Origin of the sequence: Coprobacter tertius (assembly GCF_024330105.1) — a bacterium.
Taxonomy (GTDB): domain Bacteria; phylum Bacteroidota; class Bacteroidia; order Bacteroidales; family Coprobacteraceae; genus Coprobacter; species Coprobacter tertius.
The window spans coordinates 277471-291914 of sequence record NZ_JANDHW010000004.1; the positions used below are offsets into that span (position 1 = coordinate 277471).

General features: G+C 39.5%; 14 protein-coding genes. 4 read left to right on the plus strand and 10 right to left on the minus strand.

What is annotated here, in order from left to right:
- Positions 1-663 carry a metal ABC transporter ATP-binding protein gene (locus NMU02_RS05980; RefSeq protein WP_255026521.1) on the minus strand — a complete coding sequence of 221 codons (663 nt, stop codon included), beginning with the start codon at positions 661-663 and terminating at the stop codon, positions 1-3.
- On the minus strand, positions 647-1522 hold the full coding sequence (locus NMU02_RS05985; protein WP_255026523.1) for a metal ABC transporter solute-binding protein, Zn/Mn family: 876 nt from the start codon (positions 1520-1522) through the stop codon (positions 647-649). The genes NMU02_RS05980 and NMU02_RS05985 overlap by 17 nt, the downstream gene beginning before the upstream one ends.
- Before the next feature lie 210 nt (positions 1523-1732).
- Here NMU02_RS05985 and NMU02_RS05990 point away from each other — a divergent pair, with 210 nt between their 5' ends.
- Positions 1733-2920 carry a M20 metallopeptidase family protein gene (locus tag NMU02_RS05990; protein ID WP_255026524.1) on the plus strand — a complete coding sequence of 396 codons (1188 nt, stop codon included), beginning with the start codon at positions 1733-1735 and terminating at the stop codon, positions 2918-2920.
- A 7-nt stretch (positions 2921-2927) separates the two neighbouring features.
- Here NMU02_RS05990 and NMU02_RS05995 read toward each other — a convergent pair whose 3' ends face one another.
- Entirely contained in the window at positions 2928-3467 is a 540-nt protein-coding gene (locus NMU02_RS05995) for a GNAT family N-acetyltransferase (protein ID WP_255026526.1), read from the minus strand.
- A gap of 232 nt (positions 3468-3699) precedes the next feature.
- Here NMU02_RS05995 and NMU02_RS06000 point away from each other — a divergent pair, with 232 nt between their 5' ends.
- From NMU02_RS06000 to trpS, 3 genes are all read left to right on the plus strand, one after another.
- Entirely contained in the window at positions 3700-4179 is a 480-nt protein-coding gene (locus tag NMU02_RS06000) for an Lrp/AsnC family transcriptional regulator (protein WP_255026527.1), read from the plus strand.
- Between the two features lie 92 nt (positions 4180-4271).
- A complete protein-coding gene (locus NMU02_RS06005; protein WP_255026528.1) occupies positions 4272-5045 on the plus strand; it encodes an inositol monophosphatase family protein in 774 nt (257 codons plus the stop codon).
- Between the two features lie 77 nt (positions 5046-5122).
- On the plus strand, positions 5123-6115 hold the full coding sequence (gene trpS, locus NMU02_RS06010) for a tryptophan--tRNA ligase (protein ID WP_255026529.1): 993 nt from the start codon (positions 5123-5125) through the stop codon (positions 6113-6115).
- Between the two features lie 152 nt (positions 6116-6267).
- Here the strand turns inward: trpS and NMU02_RS06015 are convergent, their stop codons facing one another.
- The 7 genes from NMU02_RS06015 to NMU02_RS06045 all read right to left on the minus strand — a co-directional run bounded on the left by NMU02_RS06015 (position 6268) and on the right by NMU02_RS06045 (position 14389).
- Positions 6268-7638: an FAD-dependent oxidoreductase gene (locus NMU02_RS06015; protein WP_255026531.1), complete on the minus strand. Its 1371-nt coding sequence runs from the start codon at positions 7636-7638 to the stop codon at positions 6268-6270.
- A gap of 2 nt (positions 7639-7640) precedes the next feature.
- On the minus strand, positions 7641-8234 hold the full coding sequence (locus tag NMU02_RS06020; RefSeq protein ID WP_255026532.1) for a DUF417 family protein: 594 nt from the start codon (positions 8232-8234) through the stop codon (positions 7641-7643).
- An 89-nt stretch (positions 8235-8323) separates the two neighbouring features.
- The gene (locus NMU02_RS06025; RefSeq protein WP_255026533.1) at positions 8324-9160 is read right to left on the minus strand and encodes an AraC family transcriptional regulator; all 837 of its coding nucleotides are present in this window, start codon (positions 9158-9160) and stop codon (positions 8324-8326) included.
- 41 nt (positions 9161-9201) lie between these two features.
- Complete coding sequence (locus NMU02_RS06030) at positions 9202-10455, minus strand: Nramp family divalent metal transporter (protein ID WP_255026534.1); 1254 nt, start codon at positions 10453-10455, stop codon at positions 9202-9204.
- A gap of 51 nt (positions 10456-10506) precedes the next feature.
- Positions 10507-11415 (minus strand): cation diffusion facilitator family transporter, encoded by a 909-nt coding sequence (locus tag NMU02_RS06035; RefSeq protein WP_255026535.1) that lies wholly within the window; start codon positions 11413-11415, stop codon positions 10507-10509.
- A 76-nt stretch (positions 11416-11491) separates the two neighbouring features.
- On the minus strand, positions 11492-12118 hold the full coding sequence (locus NMU02_RS06040; protein ID WP_255026536.1) for a thioredoxin domain-containing protein: 627 nt from the start codon (positions 12116-12118) through the stop codon (positions 11492-11494).
- Between the two features lie 99 nt (positions 12119-12217).
- The gene (locus NMU02_RS06045) at positions 12218-14389 is read right to left on the minus strand and encodes a T9SS type A sorting domain-containing protein (RefSeq protein ID WP_255026538.1); all 2172 of its coding nucleotides are present in this window, start codon (positions 14387-14389) and stop codon (positions 12218-12220) included.
- Positions 14390-14444 lie beyond the last annotated feature (55 nt).

Genomic DNA, 14444 nt, shown 5'->3' on the forward strand with positions numbered 1-14444 from the left:
TTATAAAACCTCTTGCAGGGTCTTATTTATTCTCACTGTACGACTCGCCAGTTCTGTTACATGATTCACCTCGTGAGAAACGAGTAAAATAGTCGTTTTGTAAGATATATCCTTCAGTAAATCATACATGCGACTTTCAAAAACCTTATCTACATAAGAAGACGGCTCATCGAGAATGAGTATTTCGGGCTGTGAAACCAAAGTACGTCCCAATAATGTACGCTGCAACTGGCCTCCCGAAAGTCCTCCTATAGGTCGATCCGCCAATTCTTCGAGTCCCATCAGATGAATCATTTCAGATACCATAGCGTACTGTTCAACAGAAAGACGCCCCAATGATCGGCCGTTCATCAAACCGGATGCAATTACCTCTGAAACTGTTATGGGAAAACGGGAATCGATCCCATTTTTTTGAGGAAGATAGCCCAAATTGAGATCACGCACCCAATGACCGTCCCGATAATAATGCACCTTTCCGATATTAGGCTTCAATAAGCCTAATATAATCCGCAACAAAGAAGTTTTTCCTCCCCCATTAGGTCCGGTTATTGCCAAAAAATCACCTTTATAAATATCAAGATTTATATTTTCGAGTACAGGAAGCCGGTCATAACATAAAGATACACCGGAAACCTCGATTACTTTATTATCGACTGAGCTCATTGGTAATATGTTCCAGTTCTTCATTCCAGTTATAATTCAGCGGATTGATTTGAGCAATTCTGCACCCGAGTTCTTTAGCCAGGGTTTGAGCTTGCTTTACATCGAATTCTTTCTGAATAAATATTACTTTCACATTGTTTTCACGGGCCGTATCCACAATTTGTTTCATATATCGTGCAGACGGGGATTTTCCGTTCAATTCGATACTCATCTGTTTTAAACCGTAATCATGTGCCAGATAGCTTAATGACGGATGATAAATAATAAATGCAGAACCCTCTACCGGAGCCAGCTTCTGAGTCATAAAAGTATCCATACGCACAATTTCAGACGTAAGATTATCATAATTCTTACGGTAAAAATCTTTATTTTCAGGATCTAATTCGACAAAAGCCTTATACATATTACGAGCAATTACCTGCGCCTGTTTGGGAGAACTCCAATAATGAGGATCAACCTCTATTTCGTGTTGCTGATGTTCTACATGCCCTTCATGCTGATGCGTGCCTGTTAATATCTCAATTCCCTCTGCATTGTCATAAATTTTCATAGCGGGATTATTCTGAGCTAATTTGCCCAACCACGCCATTTCAAACCCGATATTTCCGATTTTAAAATAAGCGACGCTTTTCCCTACATGCACCAGATTCGAAGGAGAAGGATCGTATGCTTCGGGATTACTACCATTAGGAACAATACAGTTTATTTCGAACTTATCGCCGGCAATTTTCTCTGCGAAATATTTTTGCGGTTGAATGGTTACCGTTATGATCTTCTTATTGTCGGAATCACCGACACACGATAACAGAAATATGCTAATACCTAAAACAACGGCTACAAAGCCGCAATACAGTCTCATTTGTCTTTTTTATTTATATAAATTCGAAGTACAAACTCCGTAAAGCAAATGTAATACTATTTTCTGAAACTACACTATTTAATCATCGTTTTAACATATTAACTAAATTATACATAATTAACTCGCATATCGTATAAAGAAATAACATCGGATAATTGCCACACTCTACAGGAATGTTTAAGTTTGCCCCAAGAATAAACACCATATCCCATGAAAGGAATTGTTAAAGAACTTGTGAGACAGACTCAACAAAAAGTTTCTGAAATATACCGCCATTTGCATATGTATCCCGAATTATCTTTCGAAGAAAAAGAAACCTCGGCATACATAACACAGATACTTGTAGATGCCGGTGTACCTTTTAGAAAAAATATCGGAGGATACGGGATCATGGCTCGCATAGAAGGTAAAGAAAAAGGACGTATTATCGGTTTGCGGGCCGATATGGACGCTTTATTCATACAAGAAGCCAACGACATACCTTTTCGTTCGGTAAATCAACATATTATGCACGCTTGCGGCCACGACGCACACACCGCCTGCCTGGCTGGAACAACGCTAATCCTAAATCAGTTGCGTGATAAATTCGACGGCATCGTTTTGCCCATCTTTCAACCGGGAGAGGAAAAACACCCGGGAGGGGCCAGATTAATGCTTGAAGACGGCATTTTCAATGAAATAAAACCGGAACTGATGATCGCACAACACACCAACATGGAAATAGATAGTGGTAAAGTTACTTTCGGCGAAGGTTGCGTCATGGCCTCTGCCGATGAAATACATATCGTCGTAAAAGGAAAAGGAGGACACGGAGCAATGCCTCATCGCATAAACGATACTGTACTGGCAGCTTCAGAAATTGTTGTAGCGGTACAACAAATTGTCAGTCGACGCAGAAATCCGTTTATACCTGCCGTAATTACATTCGGCCGCTTAATCGCCGATGGGGCAACGAATATCATTCCCGATAAAGTTACCCTTGCCGGCACCTTCCGTTGTATGGATAATAATGAACGAAAAAGATTAAAACCATTAATAAGAGAAACAATACAGCACACAGCAAAGGCTTGCGGATGCGAATGCGAAATATCTATTCCCGAAGGATATCCGGCCGTTACAAACGATGCGTTCGTCACACGAAAAGCTGCCAATTATGCCCGAGAAATATTAGGGTCGGAAAATGTAGGAGAAATGGAAAGGAGAATGACATCAGAAGATTTCGGATTCTTCGCTGAAACCATACCCTCCACTTTCTATCGGCTTGGGGTAAAAGGGAAAAACAACCCTCAATGTGGAGAACAGCATACCGACCGTTTTCTTATAGACGAATCGGCTCTAATAACAGGTGTGGAAACATTTACTTATCTGGCCTTACGTTTTTTACAAGATAAATACTGACACAATTTTATTCTTTTACCCCATATACTTCCCTGTGCAAAGTTGTATTTACCAATTTAAAGGTAGAAGAAAGATCGATATCTCCGAATGTCATCAGCAATAAATCAAGAGGTTTCCGGGTTGTATCGTAAGGCGGTTGTATATATGCAATTTCTCCCCATAATTTAAAGCCTACACGTTCATAAAAGGCGATACGACGACGGCTGAAATCGTCTTCAGGCCTTTCTACTTCAAGCACTACCGGCTTTGTAACATCACTGAGGAAACACTGTAAAGTTTCAGCTCCATAGCCACCACCCCGGCACGACGGATCGATGGCAAAATGCTCGACATAGATAAAATCGGGAAATTCCCAAGAAGAAATAAAACCCACTTCTTTCCCATCAGATTCAATCAGATACAATACAAACTCGGCACGGGACTTCAATAGCACTTTCACTTCGTTAAAATCCCTTCGTTCATCTATCGGAAAAGATTCATCATAAATCTGTCGTATATACGACATGACTTTATCATCATTATTTGCAACCGGCACCAATCGTATCATCTTATCTATTTTTAAAATCTATAAAATACGAAGATACAGCTTCACCTCGAATTTTGCAAACGGACTTCAGAAACAGAAATGCATATTATTTTTAATTATGAAATAAATCAGTCGTTTTATTATCTGTTTTTTTATTAAACACAAAGAAAAAAGGCCGTTTTTGTTGAATATATTATCTTTCTGTTTAACTTTGTATATTATTGCAAATTTACATACGATAAATAACAAGGAAATGGGACACCATCAGTTAGACAGCTTGGATTATAAAATTCTAAAACTTATCGCATCGAATGCCCGAATACCGTTCCTTGAAGTAGCCAGAGAATGTAACGTTTCGGGTGCAGCGATACATCAGCGTGTACAGAAACTAACCAACCTGGGTATCATCAAAGGATCGGAATACACGATCGACTCCAATAAAATAGGTTTCGAAACTTGTGCTTACATCGGATTATATCTCCAAAACCCGGGACAGTTCGGCGATGTTCTTGCTAAACTGAAAGAGATACCCGAAGTAGTCGAATGCCATTATACTACCGGGCAATATGATATGTTTATAAAATTATATGCCCGTAACAACAGTCATTTGTTGAGTATCATACATTCTAAGCTACAACCTTTGGGCCTCGCCCGTACCGAATCACTCATTTCTTTCAAAGAAGCTTTTAAAAGACAACTGCCGATCGAAGATCTCGAAGAAGAAAATGATTGATAAAATTCTTATAACATACGTAAAAAAAATTTATACAGGCGGGGATTCAGGTTCTACGCCTGTTTTTATATCAAATCATCAATAAAGAGACTATGGAAGACTTGAACCAAATGCTCGCGCACGCCATAGACTGGGCACACGAAATAGGACGCATACACTTAACTTATTTCAGGGGAAACAGTCTTAATCTACAACTAAAAGCCAACATCAATGATGTCGTAACAGCGGCAGACAAAGAAAGTGAAAATTATTTTCTGAGACAAATCGAAAAAACATACCCCTCTCATTCGGTTTTAGGGGAAGAGAGTGGTATGCACAAAGGTCATAGTGACTACGAATGGGTAATAGATCCGCTCGATGGAACGACCAATTTTAGCCAAGGACTTCCTATTTTCAGTGTTTCGATCGGTTTGCAATACCAGAACGAAACGGTATTAGGTGTAGTATATATCCCCTATTTCGACGAATTATTTACCGCCATAAAAGGTAAAGGAAGTTTTATGAACCATCAGCCAATACACGTATCACAAAAAACATCCCTGGCGCCTTCGGTACTCACAACAGGATTTCCCATCGATAAAGATACGAATCCCGACAACAACCTCGCCGAATTATCTAAAATATTACCGTTGATACGAGGTATCCGCCGATCGGGATCGGCTGCCTATGACCTATGTTACGTAGGTGCTGGTTTTCTCGATGGATATTGGGAACCCAACTTACACCTTTGGGATATTTGTGCAGGAATGCTTATCGCTCAAGAAGCTGGAGCTCTCGTTACCTATTACCGGACAGATCGAGAAATATCGATACTGGCCGCCCCTCCCGCTCTACATTCCCTGATCGAAAAGCAATTATTAGGATAAATCCCGCTTGGTGCAAAACGCTATTTTTGTTACATTTGTACCTCGATTTTGAGAAATTATAATTTATATCAAACTATATGAATGAAACTGTTGTGAGCGGTATTCGCTCTACCGGGAACCTACATTTAGGGAATTATTACGGGGCTCTTCGCAATTTCGTAAAAATGCAACATGAAAACAATTGCTTCTTCTTTATTGCCGATCTCCATTCCCTGACAACCCATCCCGATCCCTCTTTATTACATGTAAATGTAAAAAATATACTTTCGGAATACCTTGCCGCAGGACTCGATCCGGAAGCTTCCACTATTTTTATACAAAGCGATGTACCAGAAATTTCCGAATTGTATCTTTTACTGAATATGCATGTATATATAGGGGAGCTGGAACGCACGGTATCTTTTAAAGAAAAAGTGCGAAAACAACCCGAAAATGTAAATGCCGGCCTACTGACCTATCCCTCTTTGATGGCAGCAGATATTATGATACACAAAGCGACAAAAGTTCCCGTAGGAAAAGACCAGGAACAACACCTTGAAATGACAAGACGCTTTTCGCGCCGGTTCAACAGCATCTACGGAGTAGAGTATTTCCCCGAACCGGAAAGTTATAATTTCGGAGCCGAATCCATTAAAATTCCGGGGTTGAACGGAACCGGGAAAATGGGGAAATCGGAAGGAAACTGCGTATATCTAATCGATGACGAAAAAACTCTGCGTAAAAAAGTCATGCGGGCCGTTACCGACGAAGGTCCTCAAACACCGAATTCGCCCAAATCGGAACCGGTAGAAAACCTTTTTACGATTTTGAAAATTGTTTCGACTCCCGATACAGTCGAATATTTTGAAGAAAAATACAATAATTGCGAAATTCGATACGGAGATCTGAAAAAACAACTGGCAGAAGACATCCTGAAAGTAACTCTCCCGATAAGGGAACGTATTCTCGATATACAGAATAACGAAGATTATTTGCGGAAAGTTGTTAAAGCCGGTTCAGAAAAAGCCCGTGAAAGCGCTGCTAAAACATTACGTGATGTGCGGGAAATTATGGGTTTCAAACCATTTTAAAATATCTGATATACCCAAAGACCCGGTTTTCAATGAAAACCGGGTCTTTGGGTATTTAACCGACCGGACTTTTATTTTCTAAAATTCAATTTTTATCAATCTATTCTGGTAGCATTCGCATTTTAAACGAAATTATATCCTAAAAAATCGCCTTATTTAAACAATTCATTAAACGACTCGCTCATACTCGGATGAGTATAAATACAATCCCTCAGGAAGGTATAATCCCGACCAGATTTTATAGCTAAGGAAACTATATTGATTATTTCACTCGATTCGGGACAAAACAAGGTACAACCCAAAACTTTCCCGGTTTTAATATCGATAACCGCTTTCAACAAACCTTCGCTTTTTCCCGATATTTTCATACGTGGTATCGCCGACACAGATAACTTATTTACTTTTATTTCATAACCTTTTTTAAGGGCTTCGGTTTCATTCATACCCACATGGGATAAGGGAGGATCGATAAAAACCGAATATACCGGAGGATACTGATCACTAAGCGAACGTTCTTGCCGACCAAACAATCCTTCTCGTACGATACGGTAATCATCGAGAGAAATATAAGTAAACTGTAAACCACCTCTCACATCTCCCATTGCCCAAACATGCGGATTAGATGTACGTAAGTATTCATCGGTAACAATTGCTCCTTTTTCATCAACTTCGATTCCTGCTATCTCGGGAAAAAGATCATCGGTATTCGGGTGACGCCCAACAGCTACCAGTACGGCATCAGCTTCGATTACGTACTCTTTATGGCTATTCAAATCAATATACGATACCCTGGCATTCAACTCTGTTTCATCGATCGAATTTACCTTTACATCAGCTAAAAAAGTAACTCCTTTACGATTAAGCGATTCCACAACTGCCTCTGCAATATCCCGGTCTTCACGTGGCAACAATTCTTTTCCACCTTCTAAAACAATCACCTCAGTGCCGAACATAGCATACATCGAAGCAAATTCAAGACCGATATAACCTCCTCCTATAACCACTAGCCGGTGCGGAAGTTCTTTCAAATTCATTATCGAAGCACTATCGTACACAAAACGATTCCCTTTTATTCCGGCAATAGGTGGAACAACTGTTTTAGCACCGGTATTTATAAAAATATACCGTGCTTTTAATACGATCTCACCGTCATTTGTCTTAACAGAAACTTCATCGGAAGAAACAAACGATCCGACTCCTGTATAAATCTTAATATTCTCATGGGAAGCCAAACTATCGTAATTTTTTTTCCGTAGTACCGTTGTTACACCATTTTTTCTTTCAACGGCATTATAATAATATGCAGCCTTATCTTGCCACTGATCTCCGGCCCGATATTTGGCCATACGCGCGTCATATATCAATGTTTTTGTAGGAATGCATCCTACATTTATACATGTTCCGCCGTACATCTTATCGGAACGTTCTACTATCGCGACTTTCCATCCCCGGCCCGCCAGGTCGGCAGCAAGGGTTTTTCCACCCTTACCGAACCCAATAATAATCGCATCGTAATTTTCCATAATCATTTATTTTTTTGTTTATTCAATATTCGCTGTGCCGAGTCGGATAACACGACAAGAACTCCTGCTAATATCGCGGTATCCTTTATTACCAACCTGCCCGCACCCGAAAGTAAAGGAAAACCATATTCACCGCTTCCCAGATCAGGAACCCACACCTCGGGAGTCGTTACCAAAAACGATAAAGTGCCAACCGTCATAATTATTGCGAGTACGGCACCTACCATCCCTATTTTAGGCCAGATTATTCCCAAAAACACAAAAATGCCAATACCCATAATAAGAATACCGAGTCCCTTGGAAAACCCGTATGTATTATTCTTTTTATGCCATGCCTGTTTTACCGCATCGTATTCTCCCTCCTTTAATTTATACGATTTATAATCGGGTGCTTTTTGAGTATAAAAAAAGTTCATAAACGGACTGTTAGCTACAAACGGTACAATTCCTTCCGCTTCATAGTTCCAGAACTTAAGGCCTCCTATCCAAACAAAAATTATCAAAATTGCAACACGAATAAGATTAATACCAACCTTTTGCAAAGAAGCAGTAAACTGTAAAAACGACTGATATAAACTTTTCATCCTCGATATCATAATCTCTTTATTTTAAAATTTTATTATGATACAAAAGTCGGTATTCAAAAACGAAAAATAAATGGCAATTTTACAGCATAAGTTGTCGATTATTCCCGTTTTATATTTTTTCGGAAACCGGAAATACTTTCTCCGCTCATATTCCTGAAAAAACGGCTGAATGTGGCCAAATCCTCAAAACCAAGTATATCGGCAATTTCTTTAGCACTTTTGGTACTATACAATAATAATCGTTTTGCCTCGGCTTCTGTTCGTTGCCGGATTATCCGTAAGGGAGAAGGCAAACCATAGGAAGCAAATAAATTGGTAAGCGTTTTGGGCGACCGGTGTAACATAGACGCATAGTCCTGTACCATCTTCTTTTCTTTAAAATGATTATCTACCAATACATAAAACCGGCGTACCAGGTCGAAACTTTTTTCTTTTTCGCGATTAATCGAAAACTTATTACGGGCAATACGAGTGCAAGTTATAATAAAACGTTTCAAGAATATGCGAAGCATTTCTTCCTGCAAGTTATCCTTGTTATCATATTCTTTTTCGATATTATTAACGATCTCATGTAGAATATCGGACTGCTCTTCACCCAATTCGAGATTCATTACATAAGAAGATCCGTTAAAAAGAAAACCATTACAAGACACCTCATTATCATGGCCGTAAATACAGTAAAAATTACTATTAAAAAGTAACATAATATATTCTCCATCAATACCGACCCTATCGATATGATGTAACGGAGTAAGAGAGATTACCTCATCTTTTCGTAATATAACGGGAATATGGTCAATTTCCAGTTGCAAGCACCCGTCTTGTACCCAGATAAATTTGTACAAGGATTTGTCCCTTTGCAGATTTTCATTTTCATGAAAAGCCGATGTAAGAATAATACTGCCCCCAAGACGGGTATGAAAACTGTATTCCATGGCTTTTTATTTTATTCAGTAATAATAGATTCGGATATATTTCAGAACAAACTCACGAGCAATCCGATATTCAATCCGGTAACCAGCAAACCCAAAGCCAACAAAATGATATTAGTCGATCTTTTATTAGCATGCTTTCCCATTACTCTGCGAGAAGAAGTGAGGTATATCTGAGTAAATACAGTAATCGGCAGTTGTACACTCAACAACATCTGTGAAATAATAAGTCCCTGAAAAGGATTTTTTATTACAAATATTAATAGCAAAGCAGGAATGAACGATAACAAAGTCCCCAGTTTAGTATGAATATCTTTGGGGTCATAAGCCTCGTCAAAAAAACCTCCGAATATAGAGGCCCCTGCAATACCCGAAGTCACGGTAGAAGATATGCCCGCAAATAAAAGTGCAACGGCAAAAATAACCCCCGCACTGTTTCCAACAAGAGGAGTAAGAAGTTCCTGAGCCTGGCTCAGTTCTTCTACGACAATACCTTTTTTAAAAAAGGTAGATGCCGCCAGTATTATCATTGCTGAGTTTATAGCCCAACCAATTATCATAGATAGCAGGGTATCGTAAAACTCATACTTTAATTGCTTCTTTATCACATGTTCATCTTCGAGATTCCATTCCCGGCTCTGAATTACTTCTGAATGTAAAAATAGATTATGAGGCATCACTACAGCACCCAACACACTCATAATAATCAGCATCGACTGTTCGGGAAACGATGGGGTCACCCAACCCCGAACAGCAGTTCCCCATTCTACATCGACCAAAAACAGCTCATACAAAAACGAAAGTCCGATAATAGAAACGAACATAATAATCCACCGTTCTATTTTACTGTAGGTATTACTGAATAACATAAATACAGATACTGCAGTAATAATCACAGCTCCTATCTTAACCGGAACAGAGAATAACATTTGTAACGCAATCGCTCCTCCCAATATTTCTGCCAGAGATGTAGATATACTCGCCAACATAGCCGATCCGAGTATAGGTCGTGCCAGTGCCGGACGTATATATTTATTTGTAGCCTCTGCCAAACATAGTCCCGTAACGATGCCCAAATGCGCTACATTATGCTGTATGATAATAAGCATTACCGATGAAAAAGTTACCACCCATAAAAGAGCGTAACCAAAAGTAGATCCCGCTGCCAGATTAGTAGCCCAGTTACCCGGATCGATAAAACCGACTGTTACCAACAAGCCGGGCCCGATGTATTTAAGCAGATCGAGTGCTGCCGATTTGGGATGATGAGTATGTTTTAATTTATCGAATATCTTCATATTTTCTATTAAGTTACAAAACACCGCTAATTAATTCAGACAGAATAAATTTCATTCGCAACAGGTACCGTCGCAATGAGCCCCTTTAAGTTCTATCTCAAGGGTAGCATGCTGTATATTTTCTTCTTTCAACTCGTGTTTCAATTCACATTTCAGATTTTCCATATCTTTTGCAGAATCTACCACAACATGTGCCGTAAGGGCATTCTCCGTTGTACTTAAGGCCCATATATGCATATGATGTACCCCTTTTACCAATGGATTTTTCAGAATCGTTTTCTTTACTCTTTCTACATCTATTCCTACCGGCACACCATCGAGAGATAACCGGATACTGTCATGCAATAATCCCCACGTAGAGACAAGGATAACAATTGCCACAATAATACCGATCAGTGGATCGATAAGATACCATCCCGTATGTTGTATGATCAGCCCTGAGACTAACACGCCTACCGAGACTAAAGTATCGGCGGCCATATGCAAATAAGCCCCTTTTACATTCAAATCCTGTCCTTTCTCTCTGAATAGCAATAACGCTGTAAAAGCGTTTATAACAATCCCGACTCCGGCCACCCATGCAATCGCATTTCCGTCGACGGGCTGAGGATTTCTTATTTTATTAATGCTTTCACCTAAGATCATTCCCACTGCTACCAATAATATAATCGCGTTCAGTAGCGAAACCAATACCGTACTTTTTTTGTATCCGTAAGTATATTTATCGTTCGGTTTTACCCTCATCAACCTAAATGCGAGCATAGCCAAAATAAGGCTGACCACATCGCTCAGATTATGACCTGCATCTGATAACAAAGCCAAAGAATCGAACCAAAAACCGGCTGCGGCTTCCACTCCCACAAAGATCGTATTTAATACGATACCGACAATAAAGGCTTTATTAACCTTTTGCATATCTTGTATATGCGCATGGTGGTGATGTTCGTGCTGATGTGCCATTTTCTTTCAGATTATCATTTAACGACGATAAAGGTCGGGCTTTTTATCGAAAAAACCAATACCTTTATGTAGCGATTTATAATAGTTGATTGATACGGTGTTGTAATTGCGAAAAGCGAGTATATCCGTATGATACGGGATATACCGAACCGATACGGTCTACAAAATACAAGCTGGGATATTCGGCCGGATAATCGGCTGCTTGTTCGAATTTTTCGGTTGTAATTTTCCCGATCTCCTCACTTTTAAAATAATATATAAACTCTTCGGGCGAAAGTTCGAGTTGTCTCGAAATACGATAATATGTTTCATCTTCCGACAAATTAAGTCCATACATAAAAAATGACTGTAAGAGAAGATTACAGAACGGAATAATCCGACCCGGCCAATACTCTCCGATAGTGACCATTGCTCTCGAAGGTATTTCACTGTCGAGATCACGACCTTGAACTTTCAATGCATCATAAAAAGCCTTTCCAAAGGTAGTATCGGTAATCTCACCTACTTTATGCGACTGGTATGTCAACATTCGTTCCAGTTCGGGAGTTATTTTCCGGATTTTCTCCCCTTTCCATAAACCGGCCGGTAATACTCTAAATCCAACACGGTTTCTGTAAATATCGTATAGATGGTTTATTACCGAAATATTACCATAACACCAGATACAATAAGGATCGATAATATATAATAACCTGTTATTCATTTTTCGCTTATAACACCTGTACTCCGTAAAGTGTTCCCACAAAATAAAAACGGCCTGTTCTACCGTCAAGAACAGGCCGCCTATTACGGGTTATCTATTTCAGCGTTTAATTATTTTCTTGATGACAACCGTATTACCGTCGGTAATACGCAAGATATACATACCCGGTTGCAAAGCCGACACATCTATCGTATTTTCACCGTCCGTAAGAACATCTGTTTTCTGCACTCCGCCTGTCAGCGAAACGATACTTGCCTGCCAAACTCCCGAATGAGATTCGGACGATGTTACAGTTATCGTACCGTCGGTAACCGTAGGATAAACGGTAAAATCGGGTGCCGTATTTTCTTCGAGGGAAGACAGAATACGATCGAGAGTAATTTCGAAATAAGCGACATTGCCTGCCGAATTCTCGTTAGGTATATCCACTGTCTGGGTTATGGTTTTATATCCTTCTTTAGAAACTTCGAGGGTAATACCGTTAGCAGGGGGTATATTTAAAAAGATCGTGTTTCCCCCGGCATCGCTGATCAGAGTCTGATTTCCCAAACGCACGGTGGCTCCCTCAAGATCGTAATACCCCGTATGATCTTCGGTAGCTTCCCGTCCTTCTACATAAATATTTACCAGATAATTGTTTCCTTCACTCAAAACAAAATCGAGATTTTCATTTCCACTTATCGTTTTGGTTATTTTCAAGGGTGAATAACCCGATTGCATAGAGGCTACAATAAACTCATACTCACCCGGCAAACAATAGAAAGTCCCATTCAGTACCGAGTTTTCCTCACCACCCAAAGTACCAACACTTATTCCTTTCTGAGAAATTAATATTCCGGCGAAAATAAAGTTTCCCGATTGATTTTTTACCGTATAATGTACCGGGACATAATCGGCGTAAGAAATCACAACGGTTTGCGGAGATTCTGTTACGGTAAATTTCGTCATGTTCAGGGTATAAGACGTGTTTTCATCTTTATCGTAAAACTCGGTTTTAACCGTATAATCTTTTCCTTTCAGTAAATTTACCGATTTAGTCTCGCCAGCTTCGAAATAGGTCGAATATTCATACGCATTATCGTCAGAGGTAACATCTATCTCAAAACTTCCTCCCTGTAATATCTCATCAATAATCCCTTCAACTTTGAGCGTTACGTTAGAATAATCATCGCTTTTTACTTCCCAGAAAAAACTTTTTTGAGTTGACGAAATATCAATATTACGAGAATCAGGCGAAGGAAAATTATTATAATTTACATCTGTCAGAGGAGCCAACTCCCATGTATAAGTACCTTGGGGAATATAATAAACGGTAAAGGGAGTATGTAAACTCGGCCTTCCCTTGGTTCCTTCAGCATCGGTAAACGCCATATTGGAACATTGCCAACCTTCCGGTAATTGAACGGTAAAATCGGCTTCGATAAAAGAAGAGTAATCGAGATTTACTTTTGTTTCGCCTCCCGATACGGTAAAACTGCCTTTCAACGGAAAATACTGTTTACCTTCCGATTCCATCGACATTATCCGATAATCAAATGTCCCTTCCGGAAAATACATGACACTTTCGCTATTATAAATATATACTTGATTCAGTTGTTTGCCGAGCTGATCATAGATTCCGGCCATAGCATTAAAGGGTTTTTCCGCACCAAATCCGGGATCGAATTTCACTGGTTTATAGCCATCAAAAGTAATGTTTTTGGTCGCGTTTTCCGTTACCGTAACTTCTCCTGTTTCGGGAATAGCGGCAGTATTTATCCGCACAGAATAATTATAACTCCCGGGAAGACATATAATCGTTCCCGTACCGTTTACCAAATCGGCATTAACCATCCGGCCTTTTTTATTTAACAAAGTTATGTTCCCTCCATCAGCCGTATTTCCATCGATACCTTTCACCTCGAAACGAAGTTTCTTATGTTCGGCATAACTATAAGAAACCTCGGTATTGCCAGAAACCGTAAATTTCTTTTCGATAGGCATATACCCCATTCCGTTTCCCGGATAATAATTTAGCGTCGAGCTATATTCTCCAGCAGGTATATTATCAAATACACATTTACCCTGTGCATTAGCGGCAGCCTGCCCTATGCCCTCTCCGGTAATTTCTTCATACAAATACATCATTTGGTTTGTTATCGGATTCCCGCTCTCGTCTGCTAACGTTAACGTAACCGTATATTGCGCCCACGACAAACCAGGTAAAGCCAGCAACACAAGTACCGCTATAATGTTTACCCACACCTTTTTTATAAAGTAGATTTTTCTCATATAATATATATTAAATAATATGCAAATATAAAATTAAAAATCAATAATAAAGAGA

What these genes read in the sequence shown, in the direction of transcription:
- NMU02_RS05990 (WP_255026524.1), top strand. Translation starts at nt 1,733, where the DNA reads ATGAAAGGAATTGTTAAAGAACTTGTGAGACAGACTCAACAAAAAGTT.
- NMU02_RS06035 (WP_255026535.1), bottom strand. Translation starts at nt 11,415, where the DNA reads ATGGCACATCAGCACGAACATCACCACCATGCGCATATACAAGATATG.
- NMU02_RS06025 (WP_255026533.1), bottom strand. Translation starts at nt 9,160, where the DNA reads ATGGAATACAGTTTTCATACCCGTCTTGGGGGCAGTATTATTCTTACA.
- NMU02_RS06040 (WP_255026536.1), bottom strand. Translation starts at nt 12,118, where the DNA reads ATGAATAACAGGTTATTATATATTATCGATCCTTATTGTATCTGGTGT.
- NMU02_RS06030 (WP_255026534.1), bottom strand. Translation starts at nt 10,455, where the DNA reads ATGAAGATATTCGATAAATTAAAACATACTCATCATCCCAAATCGGCA.
- NMU02_RS06045 (WP_255026538.1), bottom strand. Translation starts at nt 14,389, where the DNA reads ATGAGAAAAATCTACTTTATAAAAAAGGTGTGGGTAAACATTATAGCG.
- trpS (WP_255026529.1), top strand. Translation starts at nt 5,123, where the DNA reads ATGAATGAAACTGTTGTGAGCGGTATTCGCTCTACCGGGAACCTACAT.
- NMU02_RS06005 (WP_255026528.1), top strand. Translation starts at nt 4,272, where the DNA reads ATGGAAGACTTGAACCAAATGCTCGCGCACGCCATAGACTGGGCACAC.
- NMU02_RS06000 (WP_255026527.1), top strand. Translation starts at nt 3,700, where the DNA reads ATGGGACACCATCAGTTAGACAGCTTGGATTATAAAATTCTAAAACTT.
- NMU02_RS05995 (WP_255026526.1), bottom strand. Translation starts at nt 3,467, where the DNA reads ATGATACGATTGGTGCCGGTTGCAAATAATGATGATAAAGTCATGTCG.
- NMU02_RS06015 (WP_255026531.1), bottom strand. Translation starts at nt 7,638, where the DNA reads ATGGAAAATTACGATGCGATTATTATTGGGTTCGGTAAGGGTGGAAAA.
- NMU02_RS06020 (WP_255026532.1), bottom strand. Translation starts at nt 8,234, where the DNA reads ATGATATCGAGGATGAAAAGTTTATATCAGTCGTTTTTACAGTTTACT.
- NMU02_RS05985 (WP_255026523.1), bottom strand. Translation starts at nt 1,522, where the DNA reads ATGAGACTGTATTGCGGCTTTGTAGCCGTTGTTTTAGGTATTAGCATA.
- NMU02_RS05980 (WP_255026521.1), bottom strand. Translation starts at nt 663, where the DNA reads ATGAGCTCAGTCGATAATAAAGTAATCGAGGTTTCCGGTGTATCTTTA.